The organism is Dysgonomonas sp. GY617 (assembly GCF_015233815.1).
GTDB lineage: Bacteria > Bacteroidota > Bacteroidia > Bacteroidales > Dysgonomonadaceae > Dysgonomonas_A.
In genome coordinates, this window is record NZ_JADCLR010000007.1 from 275664 (window position 1) to 296709 (window position 21046).

13 protein-coding genes are annotated in these 21046 nt (G+C 34.7%); 6 read left to right on the plus strand and 7 right to left on the minus strand.

Annotated elements, in window-relative coordinates; genetic code table 11:
• The first annotated feature begins 227 nt into the window (after window positions 1–227).
• Window positions 228–4301 carry a hybrid sensor histidine kinase/response regulator transcription factor gene (locus tag IR022_RS08285; protein ID WP_194203358.1) on the plus strand — a complete coding sequence of 1358 codons (4074 nt, stop codon included), beginning with the start codon at window positions 228–230 and terminating at the stop codon, window positions 4299–4301.
• Window positions 4302–4368: 67 nt separating this feature from the next.
• On the opposite strand, the gene IR022_RS08290 is transcribed toward IR022_RS08285, so the two are convergent.
• From IR022_RS08290 to IR022_RS08315, 6 genes are all read right to left on the minus strand, one after another.
• Window positions 4369–6288: a family 43 glycosylhydrolase gene (locus IR022_RS08290; protein ID WP_194203359.1), complete on the minus strand. Its 1920-nt coding sequence runs from the start codon at window positions 6286–6288 to the stop codon at window positions 4369–4371.
• Window positions 6289–6467: 179 nt separating this feature from the next.
• Window positions 6468–8435 (minus strand): alpha-L-arabinofuranosidase C-terminal domain-containing protein, encoded by a 1968-nt coding sequence (locus IR022_RS08295; protein WP_194203360.1) that lies wholly within the window; start codon window positions 8433–8435, stop codon window positions 6468–6470.
• Window positions 8436–8504: 69 nt separating this feature from the next.
• A complete protein-coding gene (locus tag IR022_RS08300) occupies window positions 8505–9887 on the minus strand; it encodes a glycoside hydrolase family 27 protein (protein ID WP_242053133.1) in 1383 nt (460 codons plus the stop codon).
• Between the two features lie 62 nt (window positions 9888–9949).
• A complete protein-coding gene (locus IR022_RS08305) occupies window positions 9950–11494 on the minus strand; it encodes an alpha-N-arabinofuranosidase (RefSeq protein WP_194203361.1) in 1545 nt (514 codons plus the stop codon).
• Between the two features lie 64 nt (window positions 11495–11558).
• Window positions 11559–12533, minus strand: a complete 975-nt coding sequence (locus IR022_RS08310; RefSeq protein WP_194203362.1) for a glycoside hydrolase family 43 protein — start codon at window positions 12531–12533, stop codon at window positions 11559–11561.
• Window positions 12534–13096: 563 nt separating this feature from the next.
• Window positions 13097–14194 carry an MBL fold metallo-hydrolase gene (locus tag IR022_RS08315; protein WP_194203375.1) on the minus strand — a complete coding sequence of 366 codons (1098 nt, stop codon included), beginning with the start codon at window positions 14192–14194 and terminating at the stop codon, window positions 13097–13099.
• A 302-nt stretch (window positions 14195–14496) separates the two neighbouring features.
• On the opposite strand from IR022_RS08315, the gene trhA reads away from it, so the two are divergent.
• The 5 genes from trhA (at window position 14497) to IR022_RS08340 (ending at window position 19690) form a co-directional block, all read left to right on the plus strand.
• On the plus strand, window positions 14497–15153 hold the full coding sequence (trhA, locus tag IR022_RS08320) for a PAQR family membrane homeostasis protein TrhA (protein WP_194203363.1): 657 nt from the start codon (window positions 14497–14499) through the stop codon (window positions 15151–15153).
• 55 nt (window positions 15154–15208) lie between these two features.
• Complete coding sequence (locus tag IR022_RS08325) at window positions 15209–15985, plus strand: metallophosphoesterase family protein (protein WP_194203364.1); 777 nt, start codon at window positions 15209–15211, stop codon at window positions 15983–15985.
• A gap of 207 nt (window positions 15986–16192) precedes the next feature.
• A complete protein-coding gene (locus IR022_RS08330) occupies window positions 16193–17686 on the plus strand; it encodes a sulfatase (protein WP_242053149.1) in 1494 nt (497 codons plus the stop codon).
• Between the two features lie 64 nt (window positions 17687–17750).
• Complete coding sequence (locus tag IR022_RS08335) at window positions 17751–18923, plus strand: anaerobic sulfatase-maturation protein (protein WP_194203366.1); 1173 nt, start codon at window positions 17751–17753, stop codon at window positions 18921–18923.
• Between the two features lie 8 nt (window positions 18924–18931).
• Entirely contained in the window at window positions 18932–19690 is a 759-nt protein-coding gene (locus IR022_RS08340) for a M15 family metallopeptidase (RefSeq protein ID WP_194203367.1), read from the plus strand.
• Between the two features lie 6 nt (window positions 19691–19696).
• Here IR022_RS08340 and IR022_RS08345 read toward each other — a convergent pair whose 3' ends face one another.
• Window positions 19697–20731 (minus strand): glycoside hydrolase family 18 protein, encoded by a 1035-nt coding sequence (locus IR022_RS08345; RefSeq protein ID WP_194203368.1) that lies wholly within the window; start codon window positions 20729–20731, stop codon window positions 19697–19699.
• Between the last annotated feature and the right edge of the window lie 315 nt (window positions 20732–21046).

Below are 21046 nucleotides of genomic sequence, written 5' to 3' on the forward strand. Positions count from 1 at the left end.
GTAACTAAAGTTTGTATTACATATCTTTTTTATTTCGAACACACTCCAATAACAAAAATACTACCTAAGTTGAGAATTAAGGTCGAAAAATCATTCACTTAAAGTAGGACAAATCATTCAAATTAGACTTTCAGCCTACAAAGGTCTCTTTTTTTTGATACTCTATGAATCTTTTAATAAATTTATTTATAATATTGTATTAATCCTTATCTAAAATACCCTTAAAAATGCTTGCCATAAATAGATATTCTTATATCTCTATACTCCTATGCTTTCTGTTTGTAACAAATTTGGCTATATGTTCAAACCCCATATCAATCAATCCTATCCCCGTTATAGCACAATTCCCTTCAAATTCGGTACAACGGATTTTTCAGGATAGGGATGGATACATGTGGTTTGGTACTTTAGATGGTTTATGCCGATATGACGCATACCGACTACTGACATTCAGATCTAACTTAAACAACCCTACTCTACTCACCAACAATGAAATTACATGTATTTCTGAAGATAAAAAAAACAATCTCTGGATAGGTACAAGAGAAGGTCTGAATATATTGAATAGAGAAACTTTTAAGATTACACATTTTGACGATCCCAATGTAAGAAAACAGCACATAAAATCGATACTAACGGCTACTGATAATACGATATGGCTTGGTCTAGGAAATGGTATTTACAGATACAATTCAGACTTTAAACTGCTGAAAGCTTACCCTACAGGAACACCAATGGGTTCTTTACCCAATAATGGAATAAATTCGATAAGTGAAGATTCAGAAGGTAACATATGGGTACTCTTATGGAGAGGCGGGCTACACAAGTACAATAAAGCAGACGATACATTTATTCACTATCCATCTATTGGCTCTATTAATAACCCATTCAGAATATTTCAGGATAGTCATAAACAATACTGGATTTGTACTTGGGGTGACGGTATTTTCAAGTTCGATCCCACCAAAGCCGGACAAAGTATGTATAGCTATCAAGAGATATATAATAAAGAACGTCAACAACCCGAAGATACTTTTTTCAGTATCGTTCAAGACGATTCAAAAGGCTATATCTGGGCAATGTCCTTTTCGGGTTTATATGCTCTCGAATATGCTAATGATGGATCGGTTAAACAAGCTGATATATCTTATCTATTTAAAGAAACTAATAATATATTCAGTGAGATAATAAAAGACCGAAGCGGTAACCTTTGGATAGGAGCATTTAGCGAAGGAGCACTTACTATAAACTTTAATAAACCTGAGATTCAGAATTATCCGTTAAAAGCCATTACCAACAAAGTTAGAGTAGTCCCCAACATAACATGTATTTATGAAGATAAAGACGGTGTGATGTGGTTAAACCAGAATCGTTTGGGACTTAATCTTTATTATCCTCAACAAGGAGACGTAAAACTATCCAGTGATTTTCCTCCTTTACGAGATATTCAAGGACTTCGGAATACTGCTTGCATAAAAGGATTCAGCTTTACCGATAATGTTTGGATAGGCTTAGAAAACGAGCCTACTATATATATACTAAACAGAAAAGGAGAATCAATATCCATAGTTGATCAGATAGACCTTACTTCGTATCAATCAAATCCAGGTACTCCCCGCATTTTTTTTGAGGACAGTGCAAAGAATATCTGGATTGTTACAACAAGTGGTATTTTTATCAAATCGTATAATGAGACAGATATCAGGCATATAAATAGTTCATTAGGAAGCATTACTGCTATAACAGAAGATAAGGACGGCTCTATCTGGATAAGCAGCGAAAATAGTGGTATTTATGAAATTACCTCTAACAATAGCGATAATTATAACAAATATGATATAAAGAGCTACACTAATAAAAAAAACAATCTGATTAGCAATAATATTCAGTCCATATCTGCTGATAGATATAATAGAATATGGATTGGGACAAAGGAAGGTAATATCATTGTATATGATAAAACTCAGGGCAAATTTCAAGACTATACCGAATCTTGTGGAATGTTTGGCGAAGCAATCCTAGATGTGGTAACAGACAACTTCAACCGCACTTGGATTTCAACGAATAAACGTATAATAGAATACAACCCCGAAAATGGGGCTTCGAGAGATTATACCGCTTCGGATGGATTACTCGTTAATTCTTTTTTAAAGGGGTCTTACTTTAAGAGTAGCTCCAACAAGATATACTTTGGAGGTAATAGAGGTATCAATTCTTTTACCTCATCAGAAAAACTCTCGGGTAACCCAAAACCATCTAAAGTTTTAATTACCGATGTTAAGATTCAGAATCAATCTATTCTTCAAGGATTTTCTGGTTCTCGTTTTAATGCAGCCTCTCAAACTTTAACTATACATCCTGACGATAGAAATATAGAAATTGATTTTTCGTCCCTCAACTATACATTTCCCGGAAAAATACAATATGCCTATAAGCTTGAAGGTGTTGATGACAATTGGGTATATACAGGAAACAATCGTCAATTTGCCACCTACAACCAATTGGCTAAAGGCTCTTATACATTTTTGGTAAAAGCTACGGATGAAAACAGATTGTGGAGCAGCGAAGTCACCCAATTTAAAATACAAAAGCTCCCTGCGTTTTACGAAACATGGTGGGCATATCTTATTTATAGTCTACTTGTTTTTATTGGTCTATATTGGGCATTATGCATTGTGCAGAATCGTTTACAACTTCGTAATGAATTAAAAATAGCTCAGATAGACAAAGAAAAATCTGAAGAACTAACGCAAACCAAACTACGCTATTTCACCAATATTTCACACGATTTTCTCACTCCTCTAACTATTATATCATGTCTGATTGATGATATAGAAACCTCATCGAAAAAGCAACTCCCTCAATACGGAATTATGAGATCGAATGTAAACCGTTTGAAACGGCTGCTTCAACAAGTACTCGATTTCAGAAAGGTAGAAAGTGGAAATATGAAACTTAAGATAACCAATGGAGAGATAGTCGCATTCGTTAGGGATGTTTGTTACACACATTTCTCTCCACTTATTCAGAAAAAGAAAATCGATTTTACATTTACTGCTGACCCAAATCAGATACAGGCTTATTTTGATGCAGATAAAATAGATAAGGTGGTATTTAATTTACTCTCGAATGCATTTAAATATACTCCCGAAGCTGGAAGCATAAAAATACATCTTCAATCTTATGAAAAAGATAATCATATTTATTTAACTATCAAGATAAGTGATACAGGCGTGGGCATAGCACCCGAAGATTTAAGCAGCGTTTTCACACGGTTTTATTACAATAGCAAAACCGATGCCAGCGAAACCAACGGAATAGGACTTTCGCTCACAAAGGATTTAATAGAACTGCATCATGGAACTATTACTGCTGAAAGTAAGTTGAATGTAGGAACATGCTTTATCATTACCATTCCAATAGATAAGGATAGCTTCATCGATTCAGAATTAGTTAAATCTACTCAAATACTGATTAATGAAGAAAATATTACCGATGCTTCGATTGATGAGGAAGAGTGGATAGAATCAAATACTAAGAATGAAAAAGTTAATGTAAATATTCTACTTGTAGAGGATAACGAGGAGCTACTTCACACCATGCAGAAAATACTATCGAGTCGTTATAATGTCCTCAGCTCATCTAATGGAATAGAGGCTATGGAGATTCTAAAAACGGCAAATATAGACATTATTATAAGTGATGTAATGATGCCCGAAATGGATGGTCTGGAGCTTTGTAGAACACTGAAAAACAATATTGAGACAAGTCATATTTCAATCATTCTGCTTACCGCAAAAAACAGTGTCGATGATCGGATAGAGTGTTATAATGCAGGAGCCGACGGGTATATATCGAAACCGTTTGATCTGAAAGTACTAGAGGCACGTATAAACAACTTTATAACTAATAAGAAAGACAAGCAACAAGAATTTAAATCGAATGTAGAGATCAATATTTCAACTCTCGAGTACCCATCTATTGATGAGCAATTTCTAAATAATGCGATTGTAATTATCGAAAAGTATCTTGCTGAAACAGAATTCGATATTAATACATTTGCAGAGCATCTAAATATGTCGAAGTCATCTTTGTATCGAAAAATAAAGACCATGACCGGATTATCTCCCATTGAGTTCATCCGAAATATTCGCTTGAAACATGCCTGCCAAATGCTAAAAGATAAATCGATCTCTATATCAGAAGTCGCTTATTCAGTAGGCTTCTCCGATCCCAAATATTTTACATCTTGCTTCAAAACCGAATTTAATATTACACCCAGTGAATATCAAAAAGGATAAAATGAAAGGGCTATTCTCTCAGCAGAATAACCCTTTCTAAATAAAATCTATAATCCGAAAAACACACCTATAAAGTTGGAACTACAGGTTTAATACTTCCATCTTCGTTAAATTCTATTTTATCAATACATACTTCTCTATGATAGCCTGCCGCATCTCCCATCTTAATTCCGTCAGGACGGCTAAACCTATGATAAACAATGCGCCACTCATCCTTATCGGGCATTTGTAATACTGAGTTATGCCCCGTTCCGTATATCCCTAGTTCAGGTTCTTTTGCCAAAATCAAGTTATTCTCAGGTATAGTTATAGTACCTGTGGGCGATTGAGAAGTACCATAACGTACTCTATAATTCTCACTTCGGGTATCATCTTCAGACCAAAGGAAATAATACGTTCCTTTTCTATAAAAGACATAAATACCTTCTCTAAAAGTATTATCCGGCGTAATTATTTTCTGAGTTTCGGGTCTGAGAGATACCATATCCTCATTAAGCTCTGCAACTGCCAAATACCCGTTTCCCCAATACAAGTAATCTTTTTTACTCACCGAATCATAAAACACATCAGGGTCTATCTCCTGCCCTCGGGTTATACCTTCGGGTTTCTGAGCAATTAATGGTTTCCCCGAATCAACAAAAGGGCCTGTCGGATTATCTGCAATGGCAACCCCTATCTTTTGAGCGGCTGTAAAATAATAGTAGTATTTATAATCGTTTCCAATCTTTTTTTCAATAATGCAAGGAGCCCAAGCATTACGATTTGCCCATGATACGTCTCTCTTTAAATCAAGAATTACCCCTTCATCCTTCCAGTCAATCAAATTATCAGATGAGAATGTCTTAAAGTAACTACCTCCCCAATTAGCAAAACCATCACTGGTGGGGTATATATAATATTTCTTGGTTTTATAAGAATAGAGAATATCAGGATCAGCATAATACCCATCCAAAACCGGATTGTTGGCAGTAGGCATCACAAACCTATCGGGCTTGCCCCATTTATTAACCAATGCTCTCACTTCTTTCCGAGTAATAGGTATTATAGAACCGTGACGAGGGTGAAAATCCATAGAAATTTCATGGTCAATAACCGTAAAATTTTCTAAATCGGTACTTTCTGTAAATTGGTATTTTCCTTTCATATATACATCGTACATCAATATATATGTGTCTGAATTTATAAGTTTAAAAACACTCGATCCTTCCACGGCATCCGTAGTTTGTTGTTTGTATCCTTCTTTCTCGTTCCAGTTACCCGAAGTTAATGATTGAGTTGTAGCTAGTTTTAAACCATTGCCATCACCTTCTGTTTTATAGAATAAATAAAATAGACCATCTTTATATATGATGTCTCCATCGATACACGACTTTCTCGATTTAGGCAGAAAAAGTGGTTTCGGCTCTCCCTCCAAATCGGTAAAATCGGTGTTAGCATAAGCATAATAAATTATATCTGGTCCGTTTCCATGTTTCATTGACCAATACACCATATACTTATCAGCCTCATGATCATAAATTGTTTGAGGAGCCCATACTCTTTTCAGATCATCATTATTAGGATATCGCTCTTGAATATTGATAATACTCGATGTCCAGTTCACAAGATCGGTGGATTTCAATAAAATCATTGCCCTATTAGAATCCCATCCTTTAGAAGATGTCATGTCTGTAACCACCATATAGAATGTTTTACCATCTTCGCATCGGAGTATATGAGGATCACGTACACCTCTTGTAGAACTGATACTTTTAGAATCTATTATCGGATTATTTCCATTCAAAGCATAATAGTTATATCCATCATTACTTAAAGCAAAATGAATGGATTCTTCTTCTACCTTATTTCCTGTAAAATAGGCAAAAAGATAAGCAACATAATCTTTCTCGGTCTTAGAGGGCCGATTACTTTGAGCCTTCGCCGTATAAAAATGGGTTGACAGAAAGAGAAGGGATACACCCAAATATAATCTCCAGTTTTGTTTCATAGTATTCACTTTTAAATTAAGATATTAAATCAGCCTGTTCCTTTAATTAGTCTAAATATCATACAGCTTTGATTACATATATTATTCCTACAATTCATAAATGATAAAGGAAATATAAAATCAAGAGGCATAGGGCGAATTTTAATTCTAAGAGGAGGAGGATTTTACAAATCGACAATTTATTGTTGTATTTTATATACACTAAAAGACTCTGGTTTAACTGAAGCAACAAGTATGTTACCCTCTATTTTTGCAGTAGCTTTCTGCGGAATTATATTCATTGGAGATTCCAGTGTATTAACTATATTCAAATTATTAGCTTTCAATTCGAAGCTCTCACCTAATGACAAGCTACTATTTTTCTTTAAGCCTGTTAAAGTGATATTGATCTCTTTCGAACTTTTGCCCGTATTAGCTATTTTTACAATGTAGCAGTTCTCGTCTTTATCATACACGGCGGACGCATATAAGTCATCTTCTCCTGAGATTGAAGTATTATTTCGAGTTACAGACATTACATGAGTTCCCTTGTTTTTCGCATAAAGTTGCTGCACATAATAATTAGGCGTTTTTACGGATGTTAGATTATCAAACCAAATCATATCAGGTTTCCATTGCCATGCATCTACATGAGCAAGCAAAGGAGCATAAGTACACATATGTACAATATCTGCATTGCGTTCCAATCCCGTCATAAAAGCCGCTTCATAAAGTGCTGACTCAAAATTATTGTCTCTGTTAGGCACATGGCAAGCATATTCGCCGGCGAATACAGCAGGACCTTTTCTATCATAATTATCGTATCGCTTAGCACTGTTCAGAAACCATTTAGGATCTTTGTAATAGTGCTCGTCTACTAAATCAACTTTTAGCCTTTTCATTTCTGGCCATAGGTAGTCAAATTTATCTCCATCTGCCGAAGGACCCGAGCTTCCTATAATTTTAATATCAGGATATTTTGCTCTGATTTCTTTTACAAATGGCTCTAGACGTACTATATACTCCTCTCCCCACTGTTCGTTCCCTATACCTATATATTTAAGGTTGAAAGGTGCAGGATGCCCCATATCCGCACGCACTTTTCCCCATGTAGAGGTTGGCAATCCATTAGCAAATTCTATTAAATCTAAAGCATCTTGAATGTATGATCCTAAATCTTTTACGGGCACATGGCATTCTTCTTTTTCATTCTGATATTGGCATGACAGTCCACAACTCAGTACAGGTAAAGGTTCTGCACCCATATCTTCCGATAAGAGAAAATATTCATAAAAACCTAAGCCATAGCTCTGATAATAATCGGGAAAGAAACGATGAGGAAATGTGTAATGCCATCTGTTTTCATTTACAGGTCTGTTTTCGACTGCTCCGACCGTTTTTTTCCAATCATAGCGGGTGTCAAGATCAGTACCTTCTACAATACATCCACCCGGAAAGCGGAATACTCCCGGTTTAATATCCGCTAATGCTTGTGCTAAATCTGCTCTTAATCCGTTTTCACGCCCTTTCCAAGTATTGACAGGGAAAAGAGAAACATGTTCCAAAGCCACTGAACCCTTGGAGTCTAAAAATATGCGTAACCGACCTTTAGGTTCTGTTGCTTTGGGTGTTAGATTAACTTCATATTTTCTCCAATCACTTGAATTTATTTCTAAGTACTGAGTTACAAGAATATCATTTTTTGCATCAAGCAAATCTATCCGAATTTTTTGAGGTTCGTTTGAGTTCTCGGTTTTCGCCCATACAGAAAAACGATATGCTTCATTTTGCTTGAATCCCATACCTCTGAATCCTTCATTTTCTATACCAGTTCGTTTGTGTGGATGTTCCGGATTAGAAAGTACTATATATGTAGGATTCTGATCGAATAAAGGATTATCTTTTCTGACTTCTACTTTTCCAAACGTATTCCACCCCATTAGATTTTGAGGAAAATCAAAAGAGCGATTTTTTACTAATTCGGCATATAAGCCTCCATCAGCTGCAAAGTTTATGTCTTCAAAGAAGAGTCCATACATGGTTGATTTAATAGGCGCTCCCACCTTTTTAGTATCCAAAGAAAATTCGTATGCCTGCTGCTGAGAATATGCCGATAGGGAAAGACTCAGTAAACACGATATACTTAAAACTTTACATATGTTTTTCATTTCTCTAATAAATATTATGCATTGATTAATTTTTCAAATAAATTCAACCATCTATTTCTATACATGATCTTATTTACTGTTTATTTTATATAATCCACAACTGTGTGGAGATAGTCTACGTGAAAACGAATCTGTAAACACTCCTAATTTTTCACCACTCCACATATCTTCAATAGATGAGTTATTCTTTATCCCTACATCAGCAAATGAAACGCCTACAGTATCCGATTTACTATCTTGAATATTGAATAATGCCAAATAAATATCGCCCGTTTTAGGATTACGTGATGTTATCGCTAGTTTCCCTTTCGTTTGATATATCTGACGTACATCTGTACTTTCGCGATGCATTTTCAAAACCTCCTCGTTGGTTAATAAAGACAATGTAAAAGCATCGTTACTTGGCATATCTCCACCAAACATTAAAGGAGATCGTAGGATAGTAAAAAATGTCATTAACGAGTATTGTTCATCCTTTGTTAAGCGTGTCATACGATCTTCACCACGCTCGCCACGTACAGAAATTCGACCTAAAGGAATCATATCGCAATCGGGCCATGTTCCAGGTGATATATACGAATACCAACCTTGAGCCACTTGCATCAAATGAGTTAAATGTCCCCATGTATCCCATACATCATCAACCATACGCCACATATTAGCATGCTCTTTTACATGATAACCCTTATTTAGAGGTGTTTCACCTGGTGATGTACTCAAAACCATTGGCCGTTTGGTTTGATCAATTGCTTTTCGGATCAGCTCTATTTCTGCTTGATGGTAAGGACGCGAAAGATCATCAATCTTTATAAAATCAACTCCCCACGAAGCATATAAATCCATTATTGAATTGTAATATTCCTGTGCACCCGGTTTATTCGCTACAATAGTGTAGTTATCTCGCAACCACTCGCATTGCAATTCGGTAGAGTATATTTGATCGGCAGTAATACCATTTGTTCCTTCTATTGGCAATTTTCGGGCTACCGCTTCTTTAGGTACGCCACGCATAATATGTATTCCAAACTTTAGCCCTTGTGAATGAATATAATCCGCCAGTTTTTTAAACCCTGCTCCATTAGCAGCCGAAGGAAATCTATTTACAGCAGGAAGATAACGTCCATATTCATCCAATACATAAATAGGATCGGTTTGATTATAACCTCCTGCTTTATCGTTTTCTACAAACCACCGAATATCAACTACAATATATTCCCAGCCATACTTCTTGAGATTCTTCGCCATATAATCAGAATTAGCTTTCACTTCATGCTCTTCAACAGTAGGACCATAACAATCCCAACTATTCCATCCCATTGGAGGAGTAAGTGCCCATTCTTTAAAATTATCTTTTTCGCTATTTTCAGACGACAATGAATATTTTGTCGATGCAAATACGTTACTGCCTAGTATGGCTAACATTATTAATAAGGTTTTGATTATTTGTTTCATAAATGTATCATTAAGGTATCTTGTTTTGTGAAGTCAAACTTCAATTTTAGCTGAATAATATCTCAATTTAGTTCAACTGTCATTAATGATTTTGAAGGCATTTTCAAGGTTAATACTCCGTTTTTATAAGTAGCTCCTTTATAATCTTCAATATGAACTATATTTGGATTGTCGAATGTATTATGACTGTCGGTATTAGTAGCTGTTATTATATTTACACTAGTCAGTTTGCCCCCTATCAATCCTCTAATATTACAATCAATATCTATGGAATTAACCGGATCAATGTTTACAAACGAGACATGTACTTTTCCATTTTTATCTTTAGATGCAGATACCGATATAGCATCTAATTTTTTATTAAGTCTGCTATACGTCCCACATTTTACAACAGTAGGCAACATAGTTGCATCTTGATGTACTTTGTACATATCGAATACATGATAAGTAGGTGTCAATAACATTTTCTCACCCTCTGTAAGAAATAATGCTTGAAGTACATTTACCAATTGTGCAATATTTGCCATTTTTACCCTATCAGCATGTTTGTGGAAAGTATTTAAAACCAGACCTGCAAGAATAGCATCTCTCAGTGTATTTTGCTGAAAAAGAAATCCCGGATTAGTATTCTTCTCTACATTGTACCATGCTCCCCATTCATCAACAATCAAGCCTATTTTCTTTGCTGGATCATACAGATCCATTATTGCAGAGTGCCGTATTATAAGATTATCCATTAGCGAACCATGTTCTAATAAAGAAAAATAATCATCTTCAGAAAAGCCTGTAGCATCACCTTTGTCTTCCCATCTGCGAGTAAAAGCATAATTATGTAGAGAAACACCTTTCATCATTCTGTGAGGTATGTTCTTCATCATAGTAGACATCCAATGATAATCATCAACATTGGGCCCTCCTGCTATTTTATATAATTGGTTATCACCATAATCTCTGGTATAGGTAGCATAGCGTCTATAATTTTCCGCATATCCCTCCGCCGTCATGTTCCCACCACAACCCCAGTTTTCGTTCCCCACACCCCAGAACTGTACTTTCCAAGGTTTTTCGCGACCATTTTTTTTCCGAAGGTTTGCCATCGGACTTTCACCATCGAAAGTGATATATTCAACCCATTTCGACATTTCTTCTACCGTTCCGCTTCCCATGTTTCCACAGATATAAGGCTCTGTACCCAATGCTTCGCAAAGATTAAGAAACTCATGAGTACCGAAGCTATTATCTTCTACTACTCCACCCCAATGAGTATTAACCATCTTGGGTCTGTTTTCTCTGGCTCCAATACCATCCATCCAATGATACTCGTCAGCAAAGCATCCTCCGGGCCATCTTAGGTTAGGTATTTTGATGTGCTTCAAGGCATCTATAATATCTTTGCGAACTCCGTTTATATTGGGTATTGACGAGTTTTCGCCCACCCAAAGACCATCATATATACAACGACCCAAATGTTCGGAAAAATGCCCATAAATATGTTTGTCTATATTATATTGTCCTAAATCGGCATTCACTATAACTTCTGCTTTCTGCTGCGAAAAAGTAGTTACTGAAATAAGGAAAAATGAATAAATGAATAGTGCTTTTTTCATAGTAATGTAAATATTTAATGCCACATTTCTTAAATACAAGCTGAGATTTAAAAATGGTGTTCCGTTAATTTTTAGCAACTCCTTCCGAAGTCATTTGTATTCTCTTTATAGTTCCATCAGCATTATAGTATAATCTGTCGATGCATACCGAACGGCGGAAACTTCCACCCTGAGTAGGGATAGCTCCATTGTGGTAAATGAAGTACCATTTGCCTTTAAATTCGATAATGGATTGGTGGTTAGTATTTGAATTTCCCGCAATCTCATTTAAAATTCCTTTGTATTCCCAAGGACCTTCTATACTACAACTCATAGAATAGCCTATCTTTTCGGGAAAGAATTGTGCATATGATAAATAATACCAATCCTTATATTTATGAACCCATGGAGCTTCAGTAAAATTAGGAAGATGAACGGGCACAATAGGTCCGTCCAATTCTATCATATTTTCTTTTAATTTGGCATAATAACATTGTGTATTGCCCCAAAACAAATACGCTTGTCCATTATCATCAATCCAAACCGTAGGATCTATATCTTCCCACGATATTTGGGTATATTCTGTGGTCATATCATTGGTTATGATTGCCGACCCTCTTGCATCAACAAATGGTCCTAAAGGATTGTCAGCAACAGCTACTCCAATAGATTTACCATGTATCGACTCATGTTGGACGGTTACGTACCAATAGAATTTGCCATTGCGTTCAATAACCTGCGAAGCCCAAGCTTCACCTTTTGCCCATTTAAAATCGGTAGGTTTAAGAGGTACGGGATGTTCTGTCCAATTTTCCATGTCTTGGGATGAAAACACAAGCCATTCATTCATTACATATCTATTTTCGGGAGGAGGACATTCATCATGCCCTGCATATATATAAACCTTATCCTTATAAACCAAGGCGGCTGGATCAGCTGTATATTTGTGTTTAAATATAGGATTGCTATCTGCTCTGAATGTTGTGTCTTGAATTACTCCCAACAGATTATGAGCTATTAATAATAGTAAAACTGATAATGACGATTTTAAGGTTCTCATGTTGTTGTATTTTTATTAGTATTCTATTACAAGAGATATAGTTATATAGAAAATAGGCTACTTCCGTTGAAGCATTACTACACTAAGCTTTAGTACTTACAAAAAAAACAATTTATAAGGATAGAGAGGTCGAGATTTAGACTTTAAAGGTAGACATTTCTTTCTTTAAGTGTAAAAAATACATTATTTAATATCGGACAATATCATGGATTATTGTACAGATAACATTGGAAATCCTATTTTATTCAGCTACCAAACCATTCTACAAAATTGCAAGAATAGAAATAAGTAATCTGCGAAGGAGATAATTTCAAAAAGCTAGATTGAGGTTAATTACACACAGATATTAGGATGATAGGCAAATGCTCGTCTCATCAAACTTTATAATTAATAACGACATAAGTATACTAACCTATTAGTGGAAGAAAACCAATAGATTTTAGGTAAAATTTAAATTACTAAATTGAATTGCTAAAGAATAAGAGCAGATTAATATTCGGATCTTAAACCTCCGTAAACTTTAGATATGAATATGGAGTAATATGAGATATGTACAGTTATTCTCACTCAAGACCTACCCACCATTGGCGAAATACCTGAGTAGTATCTTTAAGATGGACAATTTCTCCTATCATGGGAGTAATTACATCCTGTTCTTTATTTTTATTAGCCTCTATAATTCTTATCAAAGGTTCGTCCCATGCATGTTTAGACAAGGCAAATTTAGAAGAGTGTACAGGTAATAAACGTTTTGCCTTTAAATCTTTGGAGGCCTGCAAAACTTGCTCAGGCATCATATGAATGTATTTCCAATCATTGTCGTATTGTCCATTTTCAAGAATCGCTAAATCAATACCCTCAAAATCTTTACCTATTGAGGCAAAATGAGAATCATAGCCACTGTCTCCCCCCAGATATATTTTAAAAGTTGGTGTTTGCAAAAGAAAAGACGACCAAAGTGATTGCTTAGGAGAAAGTCCTCTTCCCGAAAAATGTCGAGCAGGCAAGCAAAATGCTGTAAAACCAGAATTAAGAACAGTATTCTCGTTCCAATCCATTTCAACTATTTTGTTGATATCATAACCCCAATACTCGAAATGCTCACCTACACCTAAACTGCAAATTACTTTTCCAACTTTAGGTTTCAACTTTTCTATCGTTTCATAGTCAAGATGATCCCAGTGATCATGAGAGATAAATAGGTAGTCAATATTAGGCATATCATCAGCCTTGTAGTTATCGGCTCCTTTAAAAGCCTTAGTAGTAAACGAAACAGGCGAAGCAGAACCGCTAAAAACAGGGTCTACCAAAATACGCTTACCGTCTATCTGAATAAAATATGAGGAATGACCAAACCAAACCAAAATATCTTCACTTGCATCAAGATTCAACAAATCGGTCTTTATAGATGGGATCTCATCTACAGGAGTAACTCTCTTTCTACTACCGAAAAGAAAATCAAACATTACTTTAACAGATCCCTTATCTCCTGTCAACTGAGGAGTAAGACTCTGATTCTGAAAATTCTTATCTTTATAATGTGTTGAATTCTGAACTCTTGCCAATCGTTCTCTCGTAGGAGTTCTTCCAAATTGGGCTTGTTGAAGAAATATAAATACGATAATAGCAAAAACTCCTATAATAGACAGGGTTACCCACATAATTTTCTTAGCTCGTTTCTTTCTCAATTTTCTTTGTTCTAAATAATAAACAAAACTATTAAAAATAAAGGAAAGAGGGCTTATTGCATTATCAATTTTACTTTTTCATAACTATTCTTGACCACTAAATATATATTTGCAGAATCACTTAAAATACGTCAAAAAAATAAAAAGCTCCATCACCTAATAAGGTAATAGTGCTTTTGTAAGTATATAGATTGATTTAAATATTGTAATTTTGAATTTAAGTCTATAAAATTTAGACTATCGAAATAAACATCCAATAATATCAGAATTAAGTAATGACCAATAAACAATATTCAGAAAAAGAAGAACTTCTTAATGCCTCGACTCATGGATTAGGAATTATATTTGGCATTGTAGCCGGATTCTTTCTTGTAAAACAGGCAATACAAACCGGAAGTTCGTGGGCTATTGCAAGTGTTTGTATCTATATTGTTTGTATGCTAATGTCTTATGTTACTTCAACAGTTTATCATTCTTGTACACATCCAACAAGAAGAGTTCTTTGCCGAAAGTTTGATCATGCTGCAATCTATTTCCACATCGCAGGTACATATACGCCATTTACTTTAATAGTGTTACGCGAAGTTGGCATCTGGGGATGGCTAGTGTTTACCATCGTTTGGCTAGTTGCCATAGTAGGTACTGGATTAAGTTTTGCCCATTACAAAACAGGTAGCAAATTAGAAACCATTTGTTACGTACTCATGGGATCTATCATTCTTATAGCATTTAAACCTCTTGTGGATACATTATTATCAACAACAGGATCTTTAGACTCTGTTTACTGGCTCTTAGGAGGAGGTATATCTTATATAATCGGAGCTATATTCTATTCATTCAAAAAAATCAGATATATGCATTCGGTATTTCATTTATTCGTTTTAGGAGGAAGTATATGTCATGTTATAGCAATTTGGGACATACTCCACTAACCGATATCGTAAAAAATAATTCATCAGATTCTTGTAACTTCACAATATAATAATAATGCAGAAAATAGCAATCATTAGTGACATTCATGGAAATTTACCTGCTTTAAAAGCAACAATAAAAGACATAAGAGACAACTACAAAGCCGATCGGATATATTGCCTAGGAGATCTTACTGATGGCGCTCCATGGCACAACGAAGTCATAGACTTGATTAAAAGCCTAGAAATTCCGACAATAATGGGAAATCATGATGAGCGAATAGCTTTCGATTATGAGGTACATGCTTTAAGTAAACATACTCTTGAAGAACAAGAAGCACGCTTAAAGACCATAAACCACACAAAAGAAACTATTACTGATAGTAACAAACAATATCTATCGGAATTGGTGCCAGACATTCGCTTAGATTATGATAACCTATCATGTCTGCTTGTACATGGCAGCACAAGAAGTAATGAAGAGTACATATATGAAAATCATGATGAAAAACTATTGATAGATATGTTGGAAGAAACAAAATCAGACATCATAATCACAGGGCATACACATCTCTCTTATATTAGACATATTAAAACATCTAATAAGGAAGGGAAGCTATTCATCAATATCGGCTCAGTAGGAAGAACTAAAGAAAAGAATGGCGGAAAAGCTGTTTATCTATGGCTAACAATTGACGAAAGCAAAGAAGATAATAACATCCTAAATAAAGTAACTCCTAGCATTCGCAAAATAGAGTATGACATCAATGAAACTATTGTAGGAATAAAAGAAAGCGATGTTCCCGATTTTTATGCTCATTTTCTGGAAAAGCATTTACAATATTCTCTATAAAGATCAGTAAAACTTCTATTTTGTTACTTGATTCTCTTATTGATTCTTATTACTTTAGTAAATTAATAACCTAACCATCTAATATTTATGCAAAACTTGAAAAGAATAAGCTTAATAATCTTACCTGCAACTATTCTAATTCCATATAGTTATGGGCAAGTGAAACAAAATAAGAGTAATAAATCTCGTCCCAATATTATACATATAATGACGGACGATCATTCGTTTCAAACAATAAGTGCCTATGGACATGCTCTTTCAAAATTAGCACCCACACCTAATTTAGATCGCTTAGCTAATGAAGGCATGCTATTTCAACAAGCCTTTGTCGAAAACTCATTGTCAACACCCAGTAGAGCATGTTTGATGACAGGCTTATACAGCCATCAAAATGGGCAACGACAACTAGGAGCGGGTATTGATTCAACCAAAACTTTCTTTTCTGAATTGTTGGAACAAGCAGGCTATCAAACCGCAGTAGTAGGTAAATGGCATATGCAGTGTGAGCCAAAAGGTTTCGACTATTATTCAGTTTTGAATGATCAAGGAGATTATTATAATCCTAGTTTTAAAACAAAAGACTCTCACGGAAAATATATTAGAGAAGAAGGTTATGCCACAAATTTAATTACAACTCATTCCATCGATTTTCTGGAAAATAGAGATAAAAACAAACCATTCTGTTTGTTAGTACATCATAAAGCACCTCATAGAAATTGGATGCCCGAGGCAAAATACTATGATCTATATGAAAATGTAGAATTTCCCAAACCATCAACATTCTATGATGATTACGAGAGCAGATGTTCGGCTGCCAGCACACAAGATATGACCATCGACAAAACAATGACATTCATTTATGACCTTAAACTAAATGAATTGAAAGATACTCCTCCCTATAATCAAGGATGGAGCGATGGTGGCTTACAACAAGCCATGAATCAGATGACGCCAAAACAACGAGAAGTGTGGGATAAATCTTACCACGCTCGAAATATGGAGTTTATCAACAAAATGGATCAACTCTCTGAAGATGAAATATTAGATTGGAAATTTCAGAGATACCTAAAAGATTATCTTAGATGTATCAAATCAATAGATGACGAGGTAGGTCGCCTTTTGGATTATCTTGAAAAAGAAAACTTGCTGGACAATACTATTATTGTTTATACTTCCGATCAAGGGTTCTATATGGGAGAACACGGATGGTTTGACAAAAGATTCATGTACGAAGAATCATTCAGAACACCTCTTATTATTCGCTATCCCAAAGAAATAAAACCCAGTATAACAACAGAAGCTTTAGTCCAAAATATAGATTTTGCCCCCACTTATCTTGCATTAGCAGGAGTAGAGAAACCTAAAGAAATGAGTGGAACTTCACTTGAGCCTTTATTTAATGGTAGCACCCCTAAAAACTGGAGAAAAGATTTATATTATCACTATTACGACTATCCTGCAGTTCATAACGTTCGCCGTCATGATGGAGTGAGAACTGACAGATACAAGCTTATTCACTTTTATGGAAAAGGCTTGATGGGAGAAGATCAGGATATCAATTGCAATGAATTGTTCGACCTCAAAGAAGACCCTACTGAATTGAATAATTTATATGGAAAAGAAGGATACGAAAATATAACAAAACAATTACAAACAACTTTAGATAATTATAGAAAGAATCTTAAAGTTGACGAATTCTAAGGTCAGAGATTCTCTTCTGGATGTTTATTCAACTAAAATACTCACAAATAAAAGTATCAGCTAAATGCCATCAAAAACATATGCTCCTTTTGCAAAGCCTTTATATGTAATGCTCAAATCAATAGGTGCTACTTGCAACTTAGGATGTACTTATTGCTACTATCTGGAGAAAAAAGAGCTATATCCTGAAAAAGGTAAGACATTAATGAGTGATGAACTTCTAGAGAGGTTCATCATTCAATATATTGAGGCGCAAACTATGCAGCCCATATTATTTACATGGCATGGAGGTGAACCTTTGATGCGTGATATTTCATTCTACAAAAAAGCTCTTGAATTGCAACGAAAATATGCCAGAGGCAAGCAAGTAACCAATACCTTGCAAACAAATGGCACTCTCCTTAATGATAAATGGTGTGAGTTCTTCAGAGAAAATAATTTTTTAATTGGTATCTCTATAGATGGCGCAAAACCTTTTCATGACAAATATAGAACAACTAAAGATTTACGTCCGACATTCGATCATGTAATGAGAGGCATTAATCTTCTCAAAAAACATAATGTAGAATATAATATAATGGGAGTAGTTAATGATTTTAATATTGATTATCCCCTTGAATTTTATCAGTTCTTTAAAGACATAGATTCTCACTACATTCAATTCGCTCCGATTGTGGAGAGAGACAGTGAAGGAAAGGTTACCGAGTGGAGTGTTTCTCCTGAAAAATGGGGTGACTTCTTAATTGCCATCTTTGACGAATGGGTTAAGAAAGATGTGGGAACATATTTTGTTCAGTATTTTGATTCAGCTTTAGCTAATTGGGTAGGCGTAAATCCAGGAGTATGCATTTTTGCCAAAAATTGCGGTCATGCAGGTGTTATGGAATTTAATGGTGATGTTTATTCCTGCGACCACTTTGTTTACCCTCAATATAAGCTTGGTAATATAAAGACCAAGACTTTAACCGAAATGATGTATTCTAAGCAGCAAATAGATTTTGGATTGGCGAAATCAGAGTCTCTGTCATCAAAATGCAAACAATGTAAGTACTTATTTGCTTGTCATGGAGAATGTCCTAAAAATAGGATTTCAAAGACTCAATCAGGTGAAGAAATAAACTATCTATGCTCAGGATACTATAAATTCTTCAAACATATAGATCCTTATATGTCCTTTATGAAAAAGGAGCTGGAAGCTCAACGCCCTCCAAGTAATATAATGGACACATTTAAATAATTTCAGGAATGAAACTCTTATCTATTATTTTAGCACTATTGTTCTTTATTACAACAATATCGGCACAAGAGTACCCAAAACAAATACAGAACTTGATAAGTGCATATCCTAACTTTGATATACAGTATGATGGGAAATATATTATATTAAAAGAGCGTCAAAAGTTCATATATGATGATAGAATTAAGAAATCAGGTGAATTACTTTTAAATAAGCCATCGATATCAGACATGCTTCAGTCCGAGTATCCCAAAAACCTGAATAATTATATTCCTTCTAAAGATAGTGATCCTGGAAGAATTAGGAATGAAGATTTTATGAAAGCTATGTATGGATCTAATTCACTAGACGTACTAAAGAATCTAGTTACAATAGTATGGTGTCCCAAATTAGTTGGTTCTAAGATCAGAATTACGAAGATCAATAATGTACATCTACAATTACAAAAAATATCAGAGGAACTAGATAAACATCCCGAATTACAAAAATATCTGCAAGGAGCTACCACTTTCAACTGGCGCATTATAAAAGGTACAAACAGATTAAGTACTCACAGCTTTGCAACATCAATAGATTTAAACGTGAAATTTTCGAACTACTGGCAATGGGATTGCAAATGCACCAATGAAGAAATCGATTTAAAGTATAAAAATCAAATACCTAAACTTATCGTTGAGATATTCGAAAAGCATGGATTTATTTGGGGTGGAAAATGGTACCACTATGATACCATGCACTTCGAATATAGACCCGAGTTATTAAATTAGAATTAATTACTGATTGGTCATTGCGTTATAAATAGCCTTCCTTAAAGTTCCGTCAGTATCATCACAATTATATTCCCAATACATCACCCCTAACATTCCTCTATCCAAAAGGTATTTACATTTTATTTCTAAAGATTTAGGATTATCAAATGAACAAACAAAGTCGCCATCTGTATCAACTAAATAAGGAACTTGTGCTTTAGAATCCCATTTTTCAGTATACTCATGTTTTAAGTTTACTAAATCTTTGTAATCAACAAAATCATTAAACTTTTTTATTCCATGTCCATAGAAAGGCACTCCTAATGTGAGTTTACTTATTGGAACATCTGCAGCTATATGAGCATCTACTGATTCATCAGCTGATAGCTTACGAACATGCTCAGACTGATATAAAGGGGAGTTATGGAAGGGAGGGCGCCCCATATCATAAGTCATAATATTAACGAAATCAATATACTTATCAATTGCTCTAAAATCTATATACTTCGCATTGGAAGCACTTGCTAACGTCAATAATTTATCACGTCCAATAGTAGCTCGTATATCTCTCATCAACAATGTAAAATTCTCCGTATCTTCTGGAGAAGAAGAGATTCCAGCCATACTACTTGTAGGGTATTCCCAATCTAAATCTATACCATCTAAATTAAATTGATCTACGACCCTCTTACAGTTTTGCGCAAATAGTTCTCTCAATTTGGTATCTGCTGCCATTTCACTAAATCGACCACTAGTCCATCCTCCTATAGATAATAAAACCTTCAAAGATGGATTAGATTTCTTCAAATCTGAAATCTCTCTTAAACGATTTTCATTTTGTATTATAATATCATCAAATGATTCAGATACAGATCCAAAAGCATAATTAATGTGGGTCACAAAAGTAGGATCAGGTAAAGGGGCACTTTCTGAAGAAGTCACATATGCCAATATAATAGGAGTTTTACCAAGAGTTTTGCTCGATTGTCCAAATACTAGATTAGTAGTGAAAAGAAAACAAAATAAAATAGCAATATATAAGGTCTTAATGTTTTTCATTATAATTTATTAGTTTAGTTACACTATTATAACGAAAGTAATAAAAATAATCTAATATACATGTAAGATATGTTTTTTCTTATTCTTTACAGGTAGGGAGTTCATGAGGTAATCTAGTGTATATAGTAGCTGTATTGTATTGTGTTTGGTTATTGTTCTCATCCTTAAACTTGGGAGAAATCTAAAGAAGCTAGCTCTCGTCTAGTATGTGCATGTATGTACTGTTATATTTAACGGGAACCTTTCTTTTGTATTTGATATGTATAAAAACAAAAAAAAGACTCTGACTAGTTTGCACTAATCAGAGTCTTTTAA

What these genes read in the sequence shown, in the direction of transcription:
- IR022_RS08285 (WP_194203358.1), top strand. Translation starts at nt 228, where the DNA reads ATGCTTGCCATAAATAGATATTCTTATATCTCTATACTCCTATGCTTT.
- IR022_RS08290 (WP_194203359.1), bottom strand. Translation starts at nt 6,288, where the DNA reads ATGAAACAAAACTGGAGATTATATTTGGGTGTATCCCTTCTCTTTCTG.
- IR022_RS08295 (WP_194203360.1), bottom strand. Translation starts at nt 8,435, where the DNA reads ATGAAAAACATATGTAAAGTTTTAAGTATATCGTGTTTACTGAGTCTT.
- IR022_RS08300 (WP_242053133.1), bottom strand. Translation starts at nt 9,887, where the DNA reads ATGAAACAAATAATCAAAACCTTATTAATAATGTTAGCCATACTAGGC.
- IR022_RS08305 (WP_194203361.1), bottom strand. Translation starts at nt 11,494, where the DNA reads ATGAAAAAAGCACTATTCATTTATTCATTTTTCCTTATTTCAGTAACT.
- IR022_RS08310 (WP_194203362.1), bottom strand. Translation starts at nt 12,533, where the DNA reads ATGAGAACCTTAAAATCGTCATTATCAGTTTTACTATTATTAATAGCT.
- IR022_RS08315 (WP_194203375.1), bottom strand. Translation starts at nt 14,194, where the DNA reads ATGTGGGTAACCCTGTCTATTATAGGAGTTTTTGCTATTATCGTATTT.
- trhA (WP_194203363.1), top strand. Translation starts at nt 14,497, where the DNA reads ATGACCAATAAACAATATTCAGAAAAAGAAGAACTTCTTAATGCCTCG.
- IR022_RS08325 (WP_194203364.1), top strand. Translation starts at nt 15,209, where the DNA reads ATGCAGAAAATAGCAATCATTAGTGACATTCATGGAAATTTACCTGCT.
- IR022_RS08330 (WP_242053149.1), top strand. Translation starts at nt 16,193, where the DNA reads ATGACGGACGATCATTCGTTTCAAACAATAAGTGCCTATGGACATGCT.
- IR022_RS08335 (WP_194203366.1), top strand. Translation starts at nt 17,751, where the DNA reads ATGCCATCAAAAACATATGCTCCTTTTGCAAAGCCTTTATATGTAATG.
- IR022_RS08340 (WP_194203367.1), top strand. Translation starts at nt 18,932, where the DNA reads ATGAAACTCTTATCTATTATTTTAGCACTATTGTTCTTTATTACAACA.
- IR022_RS08345 (WP_194203368.1), bottom strand. Translation starts at nt 20,731, where the DNA reads ATGAAAAACATTAAGACCTTATATATTGCTATTTTATTTTGTTTTCTT.